The 21,611-nt window shown below is 72.0% G+C and carries 16 protein-coding genes; 12 read left to right on the plus strand and 4 right to left on the minus strand.

The genetic code is table 11. The annotated features are described in order from the left end of the window. The first annotated feature begins 121 nt into the window (after positions 1–121). The 3 genes from Z164_RS0116485 (at position 122) to Z164_RS0116495 (ending at position 5,732) form a co-directional block, all read left to right on the plus strand. Positions 122–3,088, plus strand: coding sequence for a TonB-dependent receptor (locus Z164_RS0116485; protein WP_024891781.1), 2,967 nt, complete (start codon positions 122–124; stop codon positions 3,086–3,088). A gap of 70 nt (positions 3,089–3,158) precedes the next feature. Next, positions 3,159–4,202: a cupin-like domain-containing protein gene (locus Z164_RS0116490; RefSeq protein ID WP_024891782.1), complete on the plus strand. Its 1,044-nt coding sequence runs from the start codon at positions 3,159–3,161 to the stop codon at positions 4,200–4,202. A gap of 99 nt (positions 4,203–4,301) precedes the next feature. Next, a complete protein-coding gene (locus Z164_RS0116495) occupies positions 4,302–5,732 on the plus strand; it encodes a sugar porter family MFS transporter (protein ID WP_024891783.1) in 1,431 nt (476 codons plus the stop codon). A 39-nt stretch (positions 5,733–5,771) separates the two neighbouring features. Here Z164_RS0116495 and Z164_RS0116500 read toward each other — a convergent pair whose 3' ends face one another. Then, positions 5,772–6,785 carry a LacI family DNA-binding transcriptional regulator gene (locus Z164_RS0116500; protein WP_024891784.1) on the minus strand — a complete coding sequence of 338 codons (1,014 nt, stop codon included), beginning with the start codon at positions 6,783–6,785 and terminating at the stop codon, positions 5,772–5,774. A gap of 200 nt (positions 6,786–6,985) precedes the next feature. Here Z164_RS0116500 and Z164_RS0116505 point away from each other — a divergent pair, with 200 nt between their 5' ends. Together Z164_RS0116505 and Z164_RS0116510 are read left to right on the plus strand one after the other, a co-directional pair. Then, positions 6,986–9,598, plus strand: a complete 2,613-nt coding sequence (locus tag Z164_RS0116505) for a glycoside hydrolase family 3 protein (protein WP_024891785.1) — start codon at positions 6,986–6,988, stop codon at positions 9,596–9,598. Positions 9,599–9,917: 319 nt separating this feature from the next. Then, positions 9,918–10,607, plus strand: coding sequence for a glutathione binding-like protein (locus tag Z164_RS0116510; RefSeq protein WP_024891786.1), 690 nt, complete (start codon positions 9,918–9,920; stop codon positions 10,605–10,607). Between the two features lie 57 nt (positions 10,608–10,664). Here Z164_RS0116510 and Z164_RS0116515 read toward each other — a convergent pair whose 3' ends face one another. Then, positions 10,665–11,264: a hypothetical protein gene (locus Z164_RS0116515; protein WP_152540984.1), complete on the minus strand. Its 600-nt coding sequence runs from the start codon at positions 11,262–11,264 to the stop codon at positions 10,665–10,667. 119 nt (positions 11,265–11,383) lie between these two features. Here Z164_RS0116515 and Z164_RS0116520 point away from each other — a divergent pair, with 119 nt between their 5' ends. After that, positions 11,384–13,660 (plus strand): S9 family peptidase, encoded by a 2,277-nt coding sequence (locus Z164_RS0116520; protein WP_024891788.1) that lies wholly within the window; start codon positions 11,384–11,386, stop codon positions 13,658–13,660. 57 nt (positions 13,661–13,717) lie between these two features. Here Z164_RS0116520 and Z164_RS0116525 read toward each other — a convergent pair whose 3' ends face one another. Then, positions 13,718–14,302 (minus strand): hypothetical protein, encoded by a 585-nt coding sequence (locus tag Z164_RS0116525; protein WP_024891789.1) that lies wholly within the window; start codon positions 14,300–14,302, stop codon positions 13,718–13,720. A 345-nt stretch (positions 14,303–14,647) separates the two neighbouring features. Between Z164_RS0116525 and Z164_RS0116530 the strand changes: the two genes are divergently transcribed. Genes Z164_RS0116530 through Z164_RS0116550 form a run of 5 tightly spaced genes read left to right on the plus strand, consistent with a single transcriptional unit; the run spans position 14,648 to position 20,448 of the window. Then, positions 14,648–15,838: a beta-ketoacyl-[acyl-carrier-protein] synthase family protein gene (locus Z164_RS0116530; RefSeq protein ID WP_024891790.1), complete on the plus strand. Its 1,191-nt coding sequence runs from the start codon at positions 14,648–14,650 to the stop codon at positions 15,836–15,838. Between the two features lie 55 nt (positions 15,839–15,893). Next, positions 15,894–16,682, plus strand: a complete 789-nt coding sequence (locus Z164_RS0116535; protein WP_043690523.1) for a beta-ketoacyl synthase chain length factor — start codon at positions 15,894–15,896, stop codon at positions 16,680–16,682. Beyond that, entirely contained in the window at positions 16,675–17,505 is an 831-nt protein-coding gene (locus Z164_RS0116540) for a glycosyltransferase family 2 protein (RefSeq protein ID WP_024891792.1), read from the plus strand. The genes Z164_RS0116535 and Z164_RS0116540 overlap by 8 nt, the downstream gene beginning before the upstream one ends. Then, positions 17,502–19,154, plus strand: a complete 1,653-nt coding sequence (locus Z164_RS0116545) for an NAD(P)/FAD-dependent oxidoreductase (RefSeq protein ID WP_024891793.1) — start codon at positions 17,502–17,504, stop codon at positions 19,152–19,154. Before Z164_RS0116540 ends, Z164_RS0116545 begins: the two co-directional genes overlap by 4 nt. Before the next feature lie 34 nt (positions 19,155–19,188). After that, complete coding sequence (locus Z164_RS0116550; protein ID WP_024891794.1) at positions 19,189–20,448, plus strand: cation:proton antiporter; 1,260 nt, start codon at positions 19,189–19,191, stop codon at positions 20,446–20,448. A gap of 3 nt (positions 20,449–20,451) precedes the next feature. On the opposite strand, the gene Z164_RS0116555 is transcribed toward Z164_RS0116550, so the two are convergent. Further along, positions 20,452–20,925, minus strand: coding sequence for a hypothetical protein (locus Z164_RS0116555; protein ID WP_052338494.1), 474 nt, complete (start codon positions 20,923–20,925; stop codon positions 20,452–20,454). A 168-nt stretch (positions 20,926–21,093) separates the two neighbouring features. On the opposite strand from Z164_RS0116555, the gene Z164_RS0116560 reads away from it, so the two are divergent. Then, on the plus strand, positions 21,094–21,411 hold the full coding sequence (locus Z164_RS0116560; protein ID WP_024891796.1) for a hypothetical protein: 318 nt from the start codon (positions 21,094–21,096) through the stop codon (positions 21,409–21,411). Positions 21,412–21,611 lie beyond the last annotated feature (200 nt).

A 21,611-nucleotide genomic window follows, 5' to 3' on the forward strand; every position in this document is an offset into this window, starting at 1 on the left:
TTGCACCCGGCGACCGGGCTGATTTGACAACGCTGTCATTTCATTCTGCAATCGCCACCCATTGCGTTCCACCAAGCCACGTCCAGACCGGACCCCGCGACACCCTGGGGAGGGAAAACTCATGAAGCATCACGTTCCGCAGCGGCGGCTGCTGGCCTCCGCCCTGCTCCTGGCGCTCGCCCAGCCCGCTTTCGCGCAGGCCGTCGCCGAGGCCGACGACACCGACGCCGATACCCTCGACACGGTGGTCGTGACCGGCATCCGCGGCAGCCTGACCTCGTCGATGAACCTCAAGCGCGACGCGCAGGGCATCGTCGACGGCATCGTGGCCGAGGACATCGGCAAGTTCCCGGACACCAACCTCGCCGAATCCCTGCAACGCATCAGCGGCGTGTCGATCGACCGCTCGATGGGCGAAGGCGCGCGGGTGACGGTGCGCGGCGTCGGGCCGGACTTCAACCTGGTGCTGCTCAACGGGCGGCAGATGCCGGCCTCCAGCATCGAGGCCACCAACGCCTCGAACTCGCGCGCGTTCGACTTCGCCAACCTGGCCTCGGAATCGGTCTCGGCCGTCGACGTCTACAAGACCAGCCGCGCCGCCACCCCGACCGGCGGCATCGGCGCGACCATCAACATCAAGACCGGGCGCCCGCTCGACATGGGCGAGCTGGCCAACGTCGGCGTGAAGGCCGTACACGACACCAGCAACGACAACCTGCCCGGCAAGATGCAGGGCAGCTCGGTCACCGGCGAGATGTCGGGCATCTTCAGCACGGTGTTCGCCGATGGCCGCTTCGGCGCCTCGCTCAGCGCCAGCTACCAGGAGCGCGACCTGGGCTACAACGAGGCCGCGGTGGGCGGCGGCTGGTACGCGTTCCATGGCGGCGAAGGCCCGCTGGCGCTGCCGGACCAGGCCGCCAATGCCACCAACCCGCCGCAGCCCGGCGACGTCTACTCCATCCCGCAGAACCTCATCTACGCGCTCAACGGCGTGCAGCGCCAGCGCACCAACGCGCAGGGCACCCTGCAGTTCGCGCCGAGCGACCGCCTGACCGCGACCCTGGACTACACCTACTCCGAGAACCGCGTCCAGACCCGCCGCCACGAGCTGTCGACCTGGTTCAACCAGGCCGCCTCGCGGACCGCCTGGACCGACGGCCCGATCCGGGCGCCGCTCTCCTACACCGAGTTCGTCGATTTCGCGCTGCACGAACCCAGCGGCGAGATCCGCGGCTCCGACCTGGCGATGGCCGGCGCCCACTTCGCCACCAGGAACGAGAACAAGTCGCTGGGCTTCAACGTGGAGTGGGAGGTCAACGACGCGCTCGACCTGGTGTTCGACTACCACACTTCCAGCGCCGAATCCGGCGCCGACAGCCCGTGGGGCTCCAACAACACGATCGGCACCGCCGCGTTCGTGCGCGGCGACACCACCGTGGACTTCAGCCGCGACTTCCCCGTGCTCGGCGTGCAGTTGCCCGACGGCATGACCCGGATCGGCGCCGACCGGATGATGGTCACCGGCTCCTCGTTCCGAAACAGCTACATGCGTTCCGAGATCGACCAGGGCCAGGTGAGCGGCACCTTCCGCTTCGCCAACTATTCCAGCCTGAACTTCGGCGCCTCCTACACCGACGTCAACAACCGCAGCGCCTACGGCTTCAGCCAGCGCGACGACTGGGGCGGCTTCGGCGGCTTCGGCGCCGACTACGCCGACGACCTGTGGCAGGCCGACGACATGGGCCGCTACTTCGGCGAGTTCGACGGCGCCGGCGACATGTTCGGCCAGTTCTTCATGTTCGATTTCGCCAAGGTGCGCGACGCGGCCATCGCCGCGCGCGGCGGCGACGCCTCCGCCTACCTGCCGCCGCCGGACTTCACCACCGACCGCCGCGCGCAGGAGAAGTCCAAGAGCGCCTACGTGCAGTGGAACAACACCTGGGACTTCGAGATGCCCCTGCACGCCTCGATCGGCGTGCGCTACGAGGAAACCGACGTCACCTCGCGGGCGCTGGTGCCGATCGCCACCGGCCTGACCTGGACCGGCGAGAACGAGTTCGCGGTGCAGTTCGGCGATCCGGACTTCACCGAGTTGCGCGGCAGCTACGACTACTGGCTGCCCAGCGTGGACCTCAGCCTTGAGCTGACCGACAGCATCGTGCTGCGCGGCAGCTACGGCCACAGCATCGGCCGCCCGCAGTGGAACCACATCCAGGGCGGGCAGACGCTGGATTCGTTCGCCGCCTTCGAGGGCGGCACCGGCTCGCAGGGTGATCCGGGGCTGAAGCCGCTGGAATCGAAGAACTTCGACCTGTCGTTCGAGTGGTACTACGGCGAGTCGAGCTACCTGTCGGTCGGCTGGTTCCGCAAGGACATCGAGAACTACATCGGCACCTCGGTGGTGGAGATCTCGCCGTTCGACCTGCGCACGCCGGTGGGCGGCGCGTACTACAACGAGGCGGTCGCCAACGGCTGCACGCCGGGCAGCACCGGCTTCCGCGGCTGCGTGCGCGACTACATCTTCGACAACTTCGCCGGCGCGCCCGGCGTGGACGTGGCCAACGGCACGATCGCCGGCCAGCCGGGCGATCCGCTGGCGGTGTTCCGGATCACGGTGCCGGTCAACAAGGACTCGTCCTCGCTCGACGGCTGGGAGCTCAACGCCCAGCACGTCTTCGGCGAGAGCGGCTTCGGCATCGCGGCCAACTACACCATCGTCGATTCCGACCTGACCTACGACGACTACAACCTGGGCGACCAGTTCGCGCTGGTGGGCCTGAGCGATTCGGCCAACCTGGTGGCGTTCTACGACAAGGGTCCCTGGCAGATCCGCGCGGCCTACAACTGGCGCGATAAGTTCCTGTCCAGCACCTACGACAGCTGGCGCCCCAACCCGGTCTACGTCGAGGACTACGGCCAGCTCGACGTCAACGTCAGCTACCAGGTCAACGACCAGTTCTCGATCCACGCCGAGGCGATCAACCTGACCGACGAGACCATGCGCTCGCACGGCCGGCACGAGCGGCAGGTGTTCTACGCCACGCAGACCGGCCCGCGCTACATGTTCGGCTTCCGTTACCGGTTCTGAGCACCGGCACGCCGCCCCGTCGCCGCTCGCGGCGACGGGGCGCGCGGCGCGCCCACCAGGATCCATGCCCATGCCGCAGCTCCCCGAGGCGCCCGCAGGCATCCCCGAGGCCCCGCGCGACGCGCCGCTGGAGGAGATCCTGCGCGCGCAGACGCCGTTGGTCGTGCGCGAACTGGTGGCGCACTGGCCCGCGGTGCGCGCGGCGACGCGCTCGCCGGTCGCGGCCGCAGCCTACCTGCGCCGGTTCGCCCACGATGCACTGCCCGCGATCGCGACCATCGCCCCGCCGGAGGCGCGCGGGCGGGTCTTCTACGACGACGCCATGCGCGGCTTCAACTTCCGCCACGAGCGGGTGCCGATGTCGGTGGCGCTGAACACCCTGGTCAAGTATCTCGACCACGCGGACCCGCCCACGATCTACCTGGCCGCGACCACGCTCGACACCTTCCTGCCCGGCCTGCGCGCGGACAATCCGCTCGACCTGGGCGAGCGCGATCCGCTGGCCAGCATCTGGATCGGCAACCGCACCCGCGTGCCCACGCACCAGGACCTGCCGGACAACCTCGCCTGCGTGGTCGCGGGGCGCCGCCGCTTCACGCTGTTCCCGCCCGAGCAGTTGCGCAACCTCTACGTCGGCCCGCTCGACTTCACCCCGGCCGGGCAGCCGGTCAGCCTGGTCGATCCGCTCGCCCCGGACCTGGCGCGATTCCCGCGCTTCGCCGAGGCGCAGCGGCATGCGCTGGCCGCCGAGCTGGCGCCCGGCGACGCGATCCTGATCCCCAGCATGTGGTGGCACCACATCGAAGGGCTGGAACCTTTCAACGCGCTGGTCAACTACTGGTGGCGACGCAGCCCGGAATGGATGGACAGCCCCGTCAACGCCCTGCTGCACGCGCTGCTGGCGATCCGCGACCTGCCGCCGGCCGAGCGCGCGATCTGGCAGGACGCCTTCGGCCACTACGTGTTCGAGCCGGAAGCCGACCCGGCCGCGCACATCCCGCCGCATGCGCGCGGCGTGCTGGGACCGCCCGGCCCGGAACGCGCGGCGGCGCTGCGCGCGCGCCTGGCGCGGGCGCTGAGCCGGGCCGCGTCCGACGACGAGCCGCCGGCGTGAGATCCACCGCGTACCGCACCACCCGCGACGCCAGCCCGTCGCGCCACCGCCCGCTTCGCCCCGCCGCGCCCGCGGCGCGCCCTGCCCCGAGGTGACCCGATGCCCCACCCGCACCCGCCCGCCCACGACGCCGCCCACGGCGAGAACACCCGGCTCATCGTCCTGATCAGCCTCGTCGCCACCATCGGCGGCTTCCTGTTCGGTTTCGACTCCGGCGTCATCAACGGCACCGTCGACGGGCTGCAGCGCGCGTTCGATTCCGACTCGGTCGGTACCGGCTTCAACGTCGCCTCGATGCTGCTGGGGTGCGCGGTCGGCGCGTTCTTCGCCGGGCGCCTGGCCGACCTGATGGGCCGCCGCAACGTGCTGATGATCGCCGCGGTGCTGTTCCTGGTCTCGTCCTGGGGCTCGGGCGTGGCCGGAAGCTCGCTGGAGTTCGTGCTCTACCGGGTGCTGGGCGGACTGGCGGTGGGCGCGGCGAGCGTGATGTCGCCGGCCTACATCAGCGAGGTCGCCTCGGCGCGCTACCGCGGGCGCCTGTCCACGCTGCAGCAGATCGCGATCATCTGCGGCCTGTTCGCGGCCTTCCTCAGCAACTATCTGCTGGCGCGCTTCGCGGGGTCTTCCGTCGATCCCCACTGGCTGGGCTTCGAGGCCTGGCGCTGGATGTTCTGGGTCGAGATCCTGCCCTCGGCGGTGTTCCTCGCGGCGCTGGTCTTCATTCCCGAGAGCCCGCGCTACCTGGTGGCCAAGGGCCGCATGGAGCAGGCGCTGGCGGTGCTGACGCGCCTGTACGGCGGCGGCCAGGCGCAGCGCAAGCTGCACGAGATCCGCGACAGCCTCGCCGGCGAACACCACCGGCCCCGGCTCTCGGACCTGATCGACAAGGCCACGCGCAAGGTGCGGCCGATCGTGTGGGTCGGCATCGGGCTGGCCACGCTGCAGCAGCTGGTGGGCATCAACGTGGTGTTCTACTACGGCGCGGTGCTGTGGCAGGCGGTGGGCTTCTCCGAGGGCGACGCGCTGCTGATCAACGTGCTCTCGGGCGGGCTCAGCATCGGCGCCTGCCTGGTCACCATCGCGCTGATCGACCGCATCGGGCGCAAGCCGCTGCTGTGGGCCGGCTCGGTCGGCATGGCGCTGTCGCTCGCCGTGGTCACCGCCGCCTTCGCCACCGGCTCGCTGGATGCCGACGGCCGCCTGCTGTTGCCCGGCCGGATGGGCCTGCTGGCGCTGGTGGCCGCGAACGCCTACGTGGTGTTCTTCAACATGTCGTGGGGGCCGGTGATGTGGGTGATGCTGGGCGAGATGTTCCCCAACCGGATCCGCGGCTCCGGGCTGGCCGTGGCCGGGCTGTTCCAGTGGAGCGCCAACTTCCTCGTCACCATGACCTTCCCAATGCTGCTGGCCGGCATCGGCCTGGCCGCCACCTACGGCATTTATGCCGCGTTCGCGGTGGCCTCGGTGTTCTTCGTGCTGAAGTTCGTGCACGAGACCCGCGGCCGCGAGCTGGAGCAGATGGAAGGCTAGGCGCGTCGGCGGCCGAAACGCGCCGGGCCCGCGGGCGGCTCAGGCGCCGCCGGGCGCCGGGCCGGTGGAACGCCGCAGCTGCAGCGTGTACGGCACCTCGACCATGCCGCCGGCGCCGCGGTCGCGGATGGCCTTGAGCAGTTCCTCTCCGGCCAGCCGGCCCATCTCGCGGGTCGGCTGGCGCACGGTGGTCAGCGCCGGATAGATGTGGCGCGAGATCGGGGTGTCGTCGAAGCCGCACACCGAGACGTCGCGCGGCACCTGCAGGCCGCGTTCGCACACCGCGCAGATCGCGCCGGCGGCCATGTCGTCGTTGGCGGCGAAGATCGCGGTGGGCGGGCGCTTCAGCGCCAGCAGCCGGCCGGCGGCCTCGAAGCCGGAGTCGTAGGAGAACTCGCCATCGACGACCAGCGCCGGGTCGTAGCGCAGGCCGGCCTCGCGCAGCCCGTCTCGGTAGCCGGCCAGCCGCCAGCCGGCGGCGCCGTGCGCGGCGTGGCCCTTGATGTGGGCGATGCGCCGGTGGCCGAGGGCGACCAGGTGGCCGATCATCTCGCGCACCGCGCTGCGCTCGTCCACGGTCACGCCGACGCGGCGGTGCGCCTCCATCGGCGAGATGCTGGCGTAGGGCACGTCGAGCGCGTCCAGGCGCGCCAGCAGGGCGGCATCGTCGGTGATCGGCGGGGTCAGCACCACGCCGTCGAGCCGGGACTGCTCCACCAGCGCCTCCACCTTGCCGACGATGTCGCGCGCGTCGTAGACCAGCGGCGCCAGCATCAGGTGGTAGCGGTGCGCCTGGCAGGCGTCGAGCAGGCCCAGCTCGACTTCCATCAGGTAGTTGCTCGACGGGTTGTCGTAGAGCATCGCCACCAGGTAGGAACGACGCCCGGCCAGCGTGCGCGCGGACGGGTGCGGGGAATAGCGCAGCTTCTGCACCGCCGCCTCCACCCGCTCGCGGGTCGCATCGGCGACGTTCGGCTCGCGGTTGAGCACGCGCGAGACCGTCTTGATCGACACGCCGGCTTCGGCGGCGACGTCCTCGATGCGTACGCGCATGATGCGGGGGTTCTCTCCTTGCGGCCGTGGCGGATTCTGCCAGACCTCGACGACCCGCCGCAGGCGGCGGCGCGATCGCCTGCGCGCTTTGCCGTGCTGCAGCGAGCGCGGGCGACCGCTTGCGTTTATTCTGCGCCGTGATGACAACGCTGTCACCCGACATCGAACCGATGTCCGCACCTGGAGGGGAACCGTACACGATGGCCAAGCACGCGACCCGGCGCCGCCGGCATGCCACACGACTCCGCGCTTCGTCCGCCCTGGCCCTGGCCTGCGCCATCGGCCTGGCCGCCTGCGGACGCGCGCCCGAACCCGCGGCCACCGCGCAGGAGGCTGCCCCCGATGCCGGCGCCGCGCCGGCGGCGCTGTCGCCGGAGGTCGATCCCGCGCAGTGGCCGGCGGTCGAATGGCCGTTCGACGACGCCGAGCTCGACCGCAAGGTCGATGCGCTGCTGGCGACGCTGACCGTCGAGGAGAAGGTCGGCCAGATCATCCAGGGCGACATCGCCTTCATGACGCCCGACGACGTGCGCAAGTACCGGCTCGGCTCGATCCTGGCCGGCGGCAATTCCGATCCCGGCGGCCGCTACGATGCGCCGCCCGCCGACTGGCTGGCGCTGGCCGACGCGTACTGGGAAGCCTCGATGGACACCCGCGGCGGCGGCAAGGCGATCCCGGTGATCTGGGGCATCGACGCCATGCACGGCCAGAGCAACGTGGTCGGCGCGACGCTGTTCCCGCACAACGTGGGCCTGGGCGCGACCCGCAACGTGGAACTGATCCGCGAGATCGCGCGCATCACCGCGATCGAGACCCGGGTGACCGGCATGGAGTGGACCTTCGCGCCGACCGTCGCGGTGCCGCAGGACGACCGCTGGGGCCGCGGCTACGAGGGCTATTCCGAGGACCCGAAGCTGGTCGCCGAGTTCGCCGGCGCCTTCGTCGAAGGGCTGCAGGGCAAGCCGGGCGATCCCGATTTCCTGGGCGAGACCCGGGTGATGAGCTCGGTCAAGCACTTCCTCGGCGACGGCGGCACCACCGGCGGCAAGGACCAGGGCGATACCCGGGTGAGCGAGGCGCAGCTGCGCGACATCCACGGCGCCGGCTACCCGCCGGCGATCGCCGCCGGCGCGCAGGGCGTCATGGCCTCGTTCAACAGCTTCAACGGCCGCAAGCTGCACGGCCACAAGGGCCTGCTGACCGACGTGCTGAAGGAGCGGATGAACTTCCGCGGCCTGATCGTCGGCGACTGGAACGGCCACGGCCAGATCCCGGGCTGCACCAGTACCGACTGCGCGGCGACCTTCAACGCCGGCCTCGACCTGGCGATGGCGCCCGACAGCTGGCGCGGCCTGTACGAAAGCACCCTGGCGCACGTGAAGTCCGGCGAGATCCCGATGGCGCGGCTGGACGACGCGGTACGCCGCGTGCTGCGGGTGAAGTTCCGCATGGGCCTGTTCGACGCGCCCAAGCCGTCCGAGCGCGCGCTCGGCGGCCGCTTCGAGCTGCTGGGCGCGCCCGAGCACCGCGCGGTCGCCCGCCAGGCGGTGCGCGAATCGCTGGTGCTGCTGAAGAACCAGGACGGCCTGCTGCCGCTGGCCGCGAACCAGCGCGTGCTCGTCGCCGGCGACGGCGCCAACGACATGGGCAAGCAATCGGGCGGCTGGACGCTCAACTGGCAGGGCACCGGCACCAAGCGCGCCGACTACCCCAACGCCGACACCATCTGGGAAGGCCTGCAGGCGCAGGTGCAGGCGGCCGGCGGCAGCGCCGAACTCGCCATCGACGGCGCCTACGCGCAGAAGCCCGACGTGGCCATCGTCGTGTTCGGCGAGGACCCCTACGCCGAGTTCCTGGGCGACCGCCCGAACCTGCTCTACAAGCCCGGCGACGACCGCGACCTGGAACTGATCCGCAAGCTCAAGGCCGACGGCATCCCGGTGGTCGCGGTGTTCCTCAGCGGCCGCCCGCTGTGGATGAACCGCGAGATCAACGCCGCCGATGCCTTCGTCGCCGCATGGCTGCCGGGCGGCGAAGGCGCCGGCATCGCCGACGTGCTGCTGCGCGGGCCCGACGGCCGGCCGCAGCACGACTTCAAGGGCAAGCTCGCGTTCTCCTGGCCGCGCCGCGCCGACCAGTACGCCAACAACGTCGGCCAGCCCGGCTACGACCCGCTGTTCGCGTTCGGCCACGGCCTGACCTACGGCGACGACGGCAACCTGGAGGCGCTGCCCGAGGACCCGGGCATCAGCGCCGACGACGGCCAGACCGGCGTGTTCTTCGCCCAGGGGGTGCCCGGCCCCGGCCTGCGCCTGGTGCTGACCGGCGCCGACGGCCAGGGCGCGGATGCGCTGCACGCGCGCGTCGCCACCCCGGACGGCACCCTGGCGCTGGCCGGCATCGACTACCAGACCCAGGAGGGCGCGCGCCTGCTGACCTGGACCGGCGACGCCCGCGCCGAGCTGCTGTCGCCCTCGCCGATCGACCTGCGCCGCGAGGCCAACGGCGACGCGCTGCTGATCGCCACGCTGCGCGTGGACGCGCTGCCCGAGGCCGGCGAGGTGACGCTGTACGCCGGTTGCGGCGAGGGCTGCACGGGCGAACTGCCGGTGCGCGACCGGCTCGCCTCGCTGCCGCGCGGCGCATGGACCACCGTCGGCGTGCCGCTGAAGTGCCTGGCCGCCGCGGGCCTCGACCCCGCGCGCGTCGAGACGCCGTTCGGCCTGCGCGCGCCGGCCGGGCTGACGCTCGGCCTGGCCGAGGTCCGCGTGGGCACCGACGCCGCGCAGCGGTTCGACTGCCCGGCGCCGTAGGCGGCATCGGCATTCGGCGTACGAGCGGCCCCTCTTCGGGGCGCGCGGTCTCTGCCTTCCCCCGCAAGCGGGGAAGGTGCTTGCGGGAGAAGGGACGACAAGCTCCCGCGTGCGCAGGCGGGGACCGCTTTGGCGCTGCAGGTCGAATGTCGATATACCCGAGAAGCCCGCAGTGCCCGCACGACGCCGCCCCCTGGGGCGGCGGCGTCGTTTCCGCCGCCGTGCCGCCGCACCGCAACGCTGCGGTCCATGCCCGCCTCGCACGCGGAACGCCCCCGCGCCTAGACTGGCCGCCATCGTTTTCGACGGAGGCCCCGCCATGATCGACCTGTACTACTGGCCCACCCCCAACGGCCACAAGATCACCCTGTTCCTCGAGGAAGCCGGCCTCGACTACGCGATCCGGCCGGTCAACATCGGCAAGGGCGAGCAGTTCGCGCCGGAGTTCCTCGCCATCTCGCCCAACAACAAGATGCCGGCCATCGTCGACCATGCCCCGGCCGACGGCGGCGCCCCGCAGAGCGTGTTCGAGTCCGGCGCGATCCTGCTGTATCTGGCCGAGAAGACCGGCCGCTTCCTCCCCATCGAGCCGCGCAAGCGCATCGAGACCCTGGAATGGCTGTTCTGGCAGATGGCCGGGCTGGGCCCGATGACCGGGCAGTACGGCCACTTCAACGTCTACGCGCCGGAAAAGATCCCCTACGCCATCGAACGCTACACCCAGGAGGCCAACCGCCTGCTGCGCGTGCTCGACACCCGCCTGCAGGGCCGCGACTTCATCGCCGGCAGCGACTACTCGATCGCCGACATGGCCGCCTATCCGTGGATCGGCGTCTACGACAAGGCCCCGATCGAACTGGCGCCCTATCCCGAGGTGCGCCGCTGGCACGCAACGATCGCCGCCCGCCCCGCGACCCAGCGCGCCTACGCCAAGGCCAAGGAGGTCGGTCCCGACGCCGGCAAGCCGCTGAGCGAGGAGGAAAAGAAGGTCCTGTTCGGGCGGAAGTGAACCGCGCCCGCTCGACGGGATGCCGGCCGCCGCCGGCATCCCCACCGGACAGCCGTCTCAGCGTGGGATGGACGGCTGGATAAGCGCGCCGGCGATCTGCGAGTGCAGGATGTAGTCCCAAGACAGATAGATGAAGCAGGTGCCGTCGGCGCCGGTTCTTAGCCCGAAGCGCGAATCGCCATGCTCCCGCATCGCGCCCCAGTCGAACAACCGCTTCGCGTGCAGGATCAGCTCCCGGGTCGGGATCGCGGCGGCCGAGAGCAGCGCCCCACCGCGGCCGGACAGGAACGCCTGGATGGTCAGGTGCGGATAGAGAATCCCCTCTCCGGCGTTCTCGATCGCATAGAGACGTTTGAAATACTCCGATTCCTGGCCGCTCGAATACTTGTAGCGGATCGTGAAGCTGCGGTAATCGCCCGACCACTGGACGCGGCTGGCGATCCCGCGCATCCCCTGCGCGTTGCCAAACAGTTGCCAGGCATCGATACCCGAACGCATGTCCAGCTCTCTGGCGAAGCCGGTTTCGGTATCGCTCTCGACCGGGCGGATCTCGCCGCCGCCGATTTCCGGCACCGTGGCGAACGCCGGCCACACGATAGTCGCGAAGTCGGCCGCGCTATCGGACAGGTTCCTGTTCAATTCCACCATACGATTCATCCAGACCTCCTATCCCCGCAGCATCCGTGCGCCTGTTGTACACCACTTGGCGCCGCACGCGCAGCTCCCGCGCGCGCCACGGCCCGATACACTGGCGCCCCCGCGCCATCGGACCCGCCATGCGCTCCCTGCTCGCCGCCGCCACCCTGATGCTCGCCGCCACCGCCGCGCCCGCCGCCGAACGCACGCTCACCCTGGAGGCCATCACCGGCGACGCGCCGCTGTCGGGGCCGACGCTGACCCGGCCGCAGGTGGCGCCGGACGGCTCGCGGGTGACCTTCCTGCGCGGCAAGGACGACGACCGCAACCGCCTGGACCTGTGGGAGTACCACATCGCCAGCGGGCAGACCCGCCTGCTGGTGGATTCGTCGGTGGTGCTGCCGGGCGAGGAGACGCTCAGCGACGAGGAAAAAGCGCGCCGCGAGCGGCAGCGCATCGCCGGGCTCACCGGCATCGTCGATTACCAGTGGGCGCCCGACGCGCGCACCCTGCTGTTCCCGCTGGGCGGCGAGCTGTACCTGTACGACCTGTCGAAGTCCGGCGCCGGGGCGGTGCGCAAGCTCACCGACGTCGCCCACGGCTTCGCCACCGACCCCAAGCTTTCGCCGCGCGGCGGCTACGTGAGCTTCGTGCGCGGGCGCGACCTGTGGGCGGTGGACCTGCGCAGCGGCCGCGAGCTGCGGCTGACCGACGACGGCAGCGACACCATCGGCAACGGCGTGGCCGAGTTCGTCGCCGACGAGGAGATGGGCCGCCACACCGGCTACTGGTGGGCGCCCGACGATTCCGCGATCGCCTACGCGCGCATCGACGAGTCCCCGGTGCCGCTGCAGAAGCGCTACGAGGTCTACGCCGACCGCACCGAGATCGTCGAGCAGCGCTACCCGGCGGCGGGCGACCCCAACGCGAGGGTCTCGCTGCACGTGGTGCGCATCGCGCCGCAGGCCGCCGACGGCGCCACGCAACCGGGCGACCGGCGCCAGGACATCGACCTCGGCCCGGAACCGGACATCTACCTCGCCCGCGTGCAGTGGCGCGATGCGCGGCGCCTGACCTTCCAGCGCCAGTCGCGCGACCAGCAGACCCTGGCGCTGATCGAGGCCGAGCTGGACACCGGCCGCCAGCGCGTGCTGCTGACCGAGACCTCCGACACCTGGGTCCCGCTGCACGACAACCTGCATTTCCTCGCCGACGGCCGCTTCGTCTGGGGCTCGGAGCGCAGCGGCTACGAGCACCTGTACCTGGTGTCGGAGGACGGCGCGCACGTCCGGCCGCTGACCTCGGGCGAATGGGTGGTGGACGGCCTGCTCGCCGTGGACGAGGCCAAGGGCCTGGCCTACTTCGCAGGCGCACGCGAGCGCCCCACCGAGCGCCACGTCTACGCGGTGCCGCTGGACGGCGGCGAGATCGTCCGCCTCAGCCGCGAGCCCGGCGTGCACAACGCCAGCTTCGCCCGCAACGCCAGCGTCTTCGTCGACAGCTGGTCGAACACCGCCACGCCGCCGCAGATCGAGCTGTTCCACGCCGACGGCCGGCGCATCGCCGCGCTGGTCGACAACGACCTCGACGATCCGCAGCACCCCTACGCGCCGTTCCGCGCCGCGCACCTGCCGACCGAGTTCGGCACCCTGACCGCCGCCGACGGCCGCACCGAGCTGCACTACAGCCTGATCCGCCCCGCCGGCTTCGATCCCGCGCGGCGCTACCCGGTCGTGGTGTTCGTCTACGGCGGCCCGGCCGCGCAGACCGTGCTCGACAGCTGGCCGGGCCGCGCCGACGCCTTCTTCAACCAGTACCTCGCCCAGCATGGCTACGCGGTGTTCTCGCTGGACAACCGCGGCACCCCCCGCCGCGGCCGCGAGTTCGGCGGCGCGCTGTACCGGCGCCAGGGCACGGTGGAAGTGGAGGACCAGGTGCGCGGCGTGGAATGGCTGCGCGCGCAGCCCTGGGTGGATCCGGCGCGCATCGGCGTGCACGGCTGGTCCAACGGCGGCTACATGACGCTGATGCTGCTGGGCAAGGCGCCGGACGCCTACGCCTGCGGCATCGCCGGCGCACCGGTGACCGACTGGGCGCTCTACGACACCCACTACACCGAGCGCTACATGCACCTGCCCGCGGACAACCCCGAAGGCTACCGCGAGGCCAGCGTGTTCACCCACGCCGCCGGCATCCGCCCCGGCGCGCTGCTGCTGATCCACGGCATGGCCGACGACAACGTGCTGTTCTCCAACGCCACCCACCTCATGAGCGCGCTGCAGCGCGAGGGCATCGCGTTCGACCTGATGACCTACCCCGGCGCCAAGCACGGCCTGCGCGGCCGCGACGCGCTGCACCGCTACCGGATGAGCGAAGCGTTCTTCGGGCGTTGCCTGGGGCCTGCCCGCGCGCGATGACCCGCCCGCGCGGCTCGCGACGCATCGCCCGGCGGCGGCCGAGCGGGCGCCTCCAGCCTAGCCGGCGTGCGGATCGATCACGATGTTGGAGACGCAATCGGGGCGAGGTTCGGCGAAGCCGAACGAGATCGATCCCTTGTCACTGGACACCGACCAGTACCGCTTGCGATGCGGGTCGTCGGGCGCGGCGAAGCCGGTGATCCTCAGCTCGGGATAGCGCGCCTGCACGTCGGCGCGCGCGATGCAGCTCGAAGGCGCCATGTCGAGGCCGACGAGGACGACTTCGTTCGCGCGCCCGAGGCGGATTTCGGAACGGGCGACGATCGTCCCGCGCCCGATGGTGAAGCGGCCGCCCTCGATCGAGCGCAGCCGCGATGAAGCCGCTGCCGGGACCTGGATGTGTCCGGCCGGCCACCGCCTCAGCAACGCCGTCGCCCCGGCATCGGCGGCGACGGCGAGTTCCTCGATCAGGCCCCAGAGACGGTCGGTGTCGTAGGTCCCGGGCCGAGGGGACGGCGCCTCCATGGCGGCCTCGCCCTTCCCTGCCGACCGGACCGGGCCCGATCCGCGATCGCCCTGCTGCGCCGACGCATGCGGGCCGAACAGCGACGCGGCGATCGCCGCAGCGAACGTAGCGGCCAAGGTCGTTTTCCTTTGCACTTCCCCTCCCTGTCGCTTGCACATCGTGCTTTGCCGGCGGCCTCGCGCCGCCCTTCCGGGCGACGCGACACTAGCATGAGCATGGCCGGGCCCCATCGGCCATACCGGGAGCCCGGCGCGCCCCCCTGTGCGGGCGCGCCACCGACCTCGCCGGCCGGTTTCCGCCAGAACGCGGCCCCTGCGTCGGCGGCGCCACCGCGCGCAACGCCGCGGCGTTGGCACCGGGCCGCGCCGATGCGACCTGAACGCGACCGCGCCTTGACGGCACCGCCCATGCTCCCCCGTATACTCGCCGCGAACCCAAGCGACCCTTCCCGATCCGCGCCGATGCCGTTGCCCAAGATCCCGGCGCTCGCCGTGCGCGCCTACACCGCCACCACCGCGCTGGGCGGCGGCCTCGACGCGCAACGCGAGGCGCTGGAAGCCCGCCGCAGCGGTCTGCGCCGCAACGATTTCGGGCACGACCCGCTCGACACCTGGATCGGCCGCGTCGCCGGCATCGAGGATGCGCCGCTGCCGCCCGCGCTGGCCGACTGGGATTGCCGCAACAACCGCCTGGCGTGGATGGCGCTGCAGCACGATGGCCTGCCCGATGCGATCGAAGCGGCCCGCGCGCGCTACGGCGCGCAACGGGTCGCGGTGATCGTGGGCACTTCGACTTCCAGCATCGGCGCGACCGAGGAAGCCTATGCGCGGCTGGAGAACGGCCGCGTCCCCGCCGATCTGAGACGTCCGCAGATCCATCAGCCACATTCGCTGGGCGCGTTCGTGCGCACCGCGACCGGTCTGGCCGGGCCCTGCGTCACCGTGGCCACCGCCTGCTCGTCGAGCGCCAAGGTGTTCGCCCAGGCCGCGCGGCTGATCGAGGCCGGCGTCGTCGACGCCGCGCTGGTCGGCGGCGTGGACACCCTGTGCGGCAGCGTGCTGTTCGGCTTCAACTCGCTGGGGCTGGTGTCCTCGCAACCGGCGCGGCCGTTCGACGCCGCGCGCGACGGCCTCTCGCTCGGCGAAGCCGGCGGCTACGCGCTGCTGGAACGCGACGACGGCAGCGCCGCGCTGCGCCTGCTGGGCTACGGCGAGTCCAGCGACGCCCACCACATGTCCGCACCGCACCCGAAGGGCCTGGGCGCGCGGCTGGCGATGTCCGACGCGCTCCAGCGCGCGGGCCTGGACGCGGCCGATATCGGCTATCTGAACCTGCACGGCACCGCCACCCCCTCCAACGACGGCGTGGAGGCGCGAGCGGTGGCGGCTCTGTTCGGACCGGGGCTGCACGCTAGCTCGACCAAGGGCTGGACCGGGCATACGCTGGGCGCGGCCGGCATCGTGGAATCGGTGTTCGCGATGATCGCGCTGGAACACGGCCTGCTGCCGGGCACCCTCAACAGCCGCGCGCCCGATCCCGCCTGCGGCCCGCAGATCCGCTTCGACAACGCGCACCGTCGCATCGACCACGCGATGAACAACTCGTTCGGCTTCGGCGGCAACAACTGCTCGCTGGTCTTCGGCCGCGCATGAAGGACCCACACGATTTGACCGCATTCGCCCGTTTCCCCCGCACGAGGCGCCGCCGATGAACGCCCTGCACGCCCGCATCGAGGGCATCGGTTTCTGGACCGGCGGCCTGCCCTCCTGGGCGCAGGCGCGCGCCTACGCCCGCGACGGCGCGCCCGCCTCCGAAGACGCCCCTCGCCGGCCGGCGCCCGACCTGCTGGCGCCCAACGAACGCCGGCGCGCGCCGGAGACCGTCGCCGTCGCGCTCGAGGTCGCGCTGGCCGCCTGCCGCGAGGCCGGCCGCGAGCCGGCCGCGCTGCCCTCGATCTTCGCCTCCGGCCACGGCGACTTCGCCATCACCGACTACATGAGCGCGACGCTGGCCGACGACCCGCGCGCGCTCTCGCCCACTCGCTTCCACAACTCCGTGCACAACGCCGCCGCCGGCTACTGGACCATCGGCAGCGGCTGCACGCGCGCCGCCACCGCGATCAGCGCCGGCCCGGCGAGCTTCGCCGAAGGGCTGCTGGAGGCGCTGGCGCAGCTGGCCACCGGCAGCGAGGCGGTGCTGCTGGTCGGCTACGACGCCGCCGCCGTCGGCGCGATGGCGGAGCTCACGCCCAGCCGCGGCCTGCTCGGCGGCGCGCTGGTGCTGTCGCGCGCGGAAGGTCGCGGGACCGCCCTGCGCGCGCGCCTGGACGACGGCGAGGCCGCGCCGGCCGACGGCCCACTGGCGCGCCGGCTGCCCGACAACGCGATGTCGCCGATGCTGCCGCTGTTCGACGCGCTGGCGATCGGAGGGGCTCGCGAGGTGGCGCTGCCCACCGCGCCCGGCCGCGTGCTGCGCGTGGAGGTCGGCCATGGGTGAGCGGCTGCACCGCGGCAACGTGGCGGTGGTGATCCCCGCGCTCAACGAGGCCCTGCGCATCCGCGAGGTGGTCGAAGGCGCGCTCGCGCAGTGCGACCGGGTGATCGTGGTCGACGACGGCTCCGACGACGGCACCGCCGGGCTGCTCGCCGACCTGCCGGTCACCGTATTGCGTCATGCCCACCGCATGGGCAAGGGCGCCAGCCTGCGCGACGGATTCGCCGAGGCCCTGCGCCAGGGCGCGCGCGCGGTGGTGACCATGGACGGCGACGGCCAGCATCGCGCCGAGGACATCCCGCGGCTGATCGCCGCCGCCAACCGCCACCCCAACTGCATCGTCAACGGTGCGCGCCTGCGCAAGCGCGACGCCCAGCCCTGGTACCGGCGGCTCGGCAACGACTTCGGCGACTGGGGCATTGCCTGGGGCTGCGGCTACCGGCTGATCGACAGCCAGAGCGGGCAACGCCTGTATCCGGCCAGCGTCGCCGCGCTGCAGGACGTGCCCGGCGAGGGCTTCGTGTTCGAGGCGCAGATCCTGATCTCGGCCGCGCGCCGGCTCGGCTGCGGGCTGGTCTCGGTGCCGGTGGAGACGCGCTACCGCCAGGCCGATTCGGACGAGCAGTTCCGCAAGAGCCATTTCCGGCTCTTCCGCGACCTGTACAGCATCACCTCGCACGTGGTCGGGCAGGTGCTCTCGCACGGCGACATGCTCCGGGTCTACCGCCGGGTGCGCGCGAGCGCCCCGGTGATCTACGATCCGGGTGCAGCGGCCGAAGCCGAGGCCGCGCCCCCCACCTTGCCCACCCAGGGAGCCGGGCGATGAACCAGCGCGATCGCGATCCATCGCCGGCGGCCGCCGCGACGCGGACCGACGTCCTCGTCCTCGGCGGCGGCCTCGCCGGCCTGACCCTGGCGTTGCAGCTGCGCGGGCAGGACCCCGCGCTGTCGATCGCAGTCGTCGAGCGCAAGCCGCACCCGCTGCGCGAGGCCGCGCACAAGGTGGGCGAGTCCACGGTCGAGATCGGCGCCCACTACTTCGCCGAGGTGCTCGGCCTGCGCGAGCACCTGGAGACCGAGCAGATCCGCAAGTTCGGCTTCCGCTTCTTCTTCTCCGACGGCCGCGAGGACGTCGACCGCTGCACCGAGCTGGGCGTGAGCCGGCTGCTGCCCACGCCCTCGTGGCAGATCGACCGCGGCCGCTTCGAGAACCACCTGGGCGTGCGCGCCCGCGAGGCCGGCATCGACTTCCGCGACGGCGCGACGGTGCGCGCCATCGCACTGGGCCGCGATGGCGCGCGCCACGTCGTGGAGGTGGAGCGCGCGGGCGAAACCGGCCGCATCGAAGCGGACTGGGTGGTGGACGCCAGCGGCCGCGCCGGCCTGCTGAAGCGACGCCTCGGCCTGGCCGAGGGCAACGACCACGACGTCAACGCGGTCTGGTGGCGGGTCGACGGCATCGTCGATCCCAACGACTGGTCCGGCGACGCCGGCTGGCGGTCGCGCTGCACCCCGCCCGACCGCTGGCGCTCGACCAACCACATGTGCGGGCCCGGCTACTGGTTCTGGCTGATCCCGCTCGCCTCGGGCGCGCACTCGCTGGGCATCGTCTGCGACGCGAAGATGCACCCGCTGGAGACCATGAACACCCACGCCAAGGCGATGGACTGGCTGCGCCGGCACCAGCCCCGCGTGGCCGCCTCGCTCGACGCAGCCGGGCACCGCCTGCTGGACTTCCTGTTCCTGCGCCACTTCTCCTACGGCTGCCGGCAGGTCTTCTCCGCCGACCGCTGGGCGCTGACCGGCGAGGCCGGGCTGTTCCTGGACCCGTTCTATTCCCCCGGCAGCGACTTCATCGCCATCGCCAACACCTTCGTCTGCGACCTGATCGCGAAGGACCGCGCCGGCTCCCCCGTCGCGCCCTACGCCGACATCTACGAGAAGATGTACTTCTCGTTCTACGAGAACACCCTGACCCTCTACCAGGACCAGTACCCGTTGTTCGGCGACGCGCAGGTCATGCCGGTGAAGGTGATCTGGGACTACACCTACTACTGGTCGCTGCTGGCGCCGCTGTACTTCTCCGGCCGCCTCACCGACATCCCCACGCTCGGCCGGCTGCGCGGCGCCTTCGCCGAGGCGCGCGCGCTGAACCTGGCGATGCAGCCGCTGCTGCGCGCCTGGGGCGAGCGCAACCTCGGCGCGCCGCCGCCGCAGGCGCGCCTGCTCGACCAGTTCGGCATCGAGTGGTTCCGCGAGCTCAACCGCGCGCTGGGCGACCGCGACGGCGACGACGCCTTCGTCGCCCGCCTGGCCGCCAACGTCGAGCGCATGCGCTGGCTGGCCGGCGAGATCCTGTCGCGTGCGCGCGCCGCGCACCCGGACATCGACGGCGCGGCGCTCGACGCGCTGCTGGCCGGGCACGCGCCGCCGCCGGCCTCGCTGGCGGCGCCGTGGTACGCCGACGCCGCCTGACGCGGCCCCGCCCCACCCGCCGACGCAGGCCGCCATGACCGGATCGCCCCTGCTGCTGCAGCTCGTCGTCATCATCGCCACCGCGCGCGCCTGCGGGCTGCTGCTGCGCTACCTGGGCCAGCCGCCGGTCATCGGCGAGATGGCCGCGGGCCTGGTGCTGGGCCCGATCGTGTTCGGCGCGCTGTGGCCGGAGGCGCACGCGGCGCTGTTCGCGCCGGACTCGCTGTCGGCGCTGTCGGCCCTGTCCACGCTCGGGCTGGTGCTCTTCATGTTCATCGTCGGCGTCGAGCTGCGCGCGCCCGACGGCGTCGGCGCGCAGGCGCGCGCGGCCGGCTGGATCGGCGTGCTGAGCGTGCTGCTGCCGATCGGCCTCGGCGTGGCGATCTCGCCCGTGCTGCATCCGGTGCTGGCGCCTGCGGGGATCGGTTTCTGGCCGTTCGCGCTGTTCATGGCCGCGGCGATGTCGATTACCGCCTTCCCGATCATGGCCCGCATCCTCAAGGAGCGCGGCATGACCCATACCCGGCTGGGCCGGCTGTCGCTGAGCGCGGCGGCGGTCGCCGACGCGCTGGCCTGGGTGCTGCTGGCGCTGGTGGTGGCGCTGATCGGCTCCGGCGACGGCATGGCCGGCTTCCTGCGCACCGCCGCCGGCCTGCTGGCGATCTGCGCCGTGGTCTTCGGCCTGCTGCGCCCGGCCTGCGCCTGGTTGCTGCGGCGCCATGCCGAGGACGGCCGCCCGGCCGGCGCGGTGCTCGCGACGCTGATGATCGGGCTGTTCGCCTGTGCCTACGCCACCCAGTGGCTGCACCTGCACCCGGTCTTCGGCGCGTTCCTGTTCGGCGCCTGCCTGCCACGCGACGACCGCCTGCTGCGCGCGCTGGTCGAGCGCCTGGAACACGTGGCCGTGGTGGTGCTGATGCCGATCTTCTTCGCGCTGGCCGGCCTGAGCACCACCGGCGATGCCTTCGTCGGCGCCGGGCTGGGCGCGCTCGGGCTGATCCTGGCCGCGGCGGTGATCGGCAAGGTCGCCGGCGGCGCCGCCGGCGCGCGCCTGGCCGGGCTCGGCTGGCGCGACAGCGGCGCGGTCGGCGCGCTGATGAACGCGCGCGGCCTGATGGAGCTGATCGTCATCAAGGTCGGCCTGGACGCCGGCGTCATCAACGCCCAGGCCTTCACCATGCTGCTGGCGATGGCGCTGCTGACCACGGTGATGACCGGCCCGCTGCTGACCCTGTTCGCGGGCCAGGGCACGGCCCAGGCCCATCCAGGAGCCGGGCCGGCCACGCCGGGCTGACGCTCAGTCGCCGGACGGCACCGGCGCCTCAGGGGGCGCCGGCGGCGGCGGATTGGCCACCCAGATCGCGATACCGCTGCCGTACTGCTGGCTCGGGCTGACGTTCACCCCGACGCCCGCGCTGCCGAAGCCGCGCCCGCCGAAGCGCCCGCCGCCCGCGCCCACGCTGACGCCCCCGCCGCCGCCGTCCTCGGCGATGCCCTGCAGCAGCACGCCGTTGGCGCCCAGGCTGGCGGCCTCGTTGCGCAGCTTGCGCAGCACCGCGTCGGTCTTGTTCTGCGCGCCGTAGGTGAACGCGCCGGAGGCGGTGCGCAGCACGGCGATCTCCTCGTAGCCGCCCGGCGGCGGGCCGTGGTAGATGCGCACCTGCGCCGGATCGATCGGCGCGCGCGGGGTGCCGGTGAGGATGTGGGAGGTGGCGCAGGCCGACAGCAGCAGGGCGGTCGACAGCAGGCAGGCGGAACGCATCGCACGCATGGCGGCAATCCTCGGTTGGACCGCGGGATCATGCGCCGCGGCGGCTGAATTATGCGTGCAGGAGGCGACCGCGGACACACCGGCGCGCAGGCTTGCATCTCCGCCGGCGATCGGGGAAGTTGACCGCCGGCCCGCACGGGCCGTTCGGGGGAGTCAAGGAGAGATCGCATGCGCGATGCGCGCGGCCCCATCGCCCTGCTGCCGACCGCGCTCGCTCTGCTGGGCGGGCTGTACCTGTCGAGCTATCCGGCCTTGATGTTCCTCAGCCGATCGCGAAAGCGTGGCCTGGACTTTCGACGGCCGGCGGTCGAACCCGGCATCGCGAGCCCGCAATGCGCGGCCAGGTTCGAACGACCATCGGTGCAGGCGGCGGCCAACATCGCCAACGGTCCCGCGACACTGGCGGCACAATCCGAACCGCCCCGACACGGCGGCGCCCGGGCGATGCCGGAGCAACGGCCGATGTCGCGCAGTCCGTGCGAATGACCGCCCCTGTGGAACGAACTAGAGGTTGCCCTCCATGCCGAGATCACGCGACCCGTTGCATGACCTGCAACTGCTGCGCGACCTGAGCATCATCAACGCCCGCACCACGGCCGAACTCGGGCCGCTGCCGCCGGGCGGCGTGCCGGTCGCCCCGAAGCGCAGGCCGAACCTGCCGCGAACGAAACCATCATCCGAACCCG

Origin of the sequence: Luteimonas huabeiensis HB2, assembly GCF_000559025.1 — a bacterium.
GTDB classification, from domain to species: Bacteria; Pseudomonadota; Gammaproteobacteria; order Xanthomonadales; family Xanthomonadaceae; genus Luteimonas; species Luteimonas huabeiensis.

Bases quoted from the DNA above. Each gene is read 5' to 3' on its own strand.
- Z164_RS0116530 (WP_024891790.1), top strand. From the start codon at position 14,648: ATGCCGTTGCCCAAGATCCCGGCGCTCGCCGTGCGCGCCTACACCGCC.
- Z164_RS0116505 (WP_024891785.1), top strand. From the start codon at position 6,986: ATGGCCAAGCACGCGACCCGGCGCCGCCGGCATGCCACACGACTCCGC.
- Z164_RS0116485 (WP_024891781.1), top strand. From the start codon at position 122: ATGAAGCATCACGTTCCGCAGCGGCGGCTGCTGGCCTCCGCCCTGCTC.
- Z164_RS0116500 (WP_024891784.1), bottom strand. From the start codon at position 6,785: ATGCGCGTACGCATCGAGGACGTCGCCGCCGAAGCCGGCGTGTCGATC.
- Z164_RS0116550 (WP_024891794.1), top strand. From the start codon at position 19,189: ATGACCGGATCGCCCCTGCTGCTGCAGCTCGTCGTCATCATCGCCACC.
- Z164_RS0116545 (WP_024891793.1), top strand. From the start codon at position 17,502: ATGAACCAGCGCGATCGCGATCCATCGCCGGCGGCCGCCGCGACGCGG.
- Z164_RS0116510 (WP_024891786.1), top strand. From the start codon at position 9,918: ATGATCGACCTGTACTACTGGCCCACCCCCAACGGCCACAAGATCACC.
- Z164_RS0116490 (WP_024891782.1), top strand. From the start codon at position 3,159: ATGCCGCAGCTCCCCGAGGCGCCCGCAGGCATCCCCGAGGCCCCGCGC.
- Z164_RS0116495 (WP_024891783.1), top strand. From the start codon at position 4,302: ATGCCCCACCCGCACCCGCCCGCCCACGACGCCGCCCACGGCGAGAAC.
- Z164_RS0116535 (WP_043690523.1), top strand. From the start codon at position 15,894: ATGAACGCCCTGCACGCCCGCATCGAGGGCATCGGTTTCTGGACCGGC.
- Z164_RS0116520 (WP_024891788.1), top strand. From the start codon at position 11,384: ATGCGCTCCCTGCTCGCCGCCGCCACCCTGATGCTCGCCGCCACCGCC.
- Z164_RS0116555 (WP_052338494.1), bottom strand. From the start codon at position 20,925: ATGCGTGCGATGCGTTCCGCCTGCCTGCTGTCGACCGCCCTGCTGCTG.
- Z164_RS0116515 (WP_152540984.1), bottom strand. From the start codon at position 11,264: ATGAATCGTATGGTGGAATTGAACAGGAACCTGTCCGATAGCGCGGCC.
- Z164_RS0116560 (WP_024891796.1), top strand. From the start codon at position 21,094: ATGCGCGATGCGCGCGGCCCCATCGCCCTGCTGCCGACCGCGCTCGCT.
- Z164_RS0116540 (WP_024891792.1), top strand. From the start codon at position 16,675: ATGGGTGAGCGGCTGCACCGCGGCAACGTGGCGGTGGTGATCCCCGCG.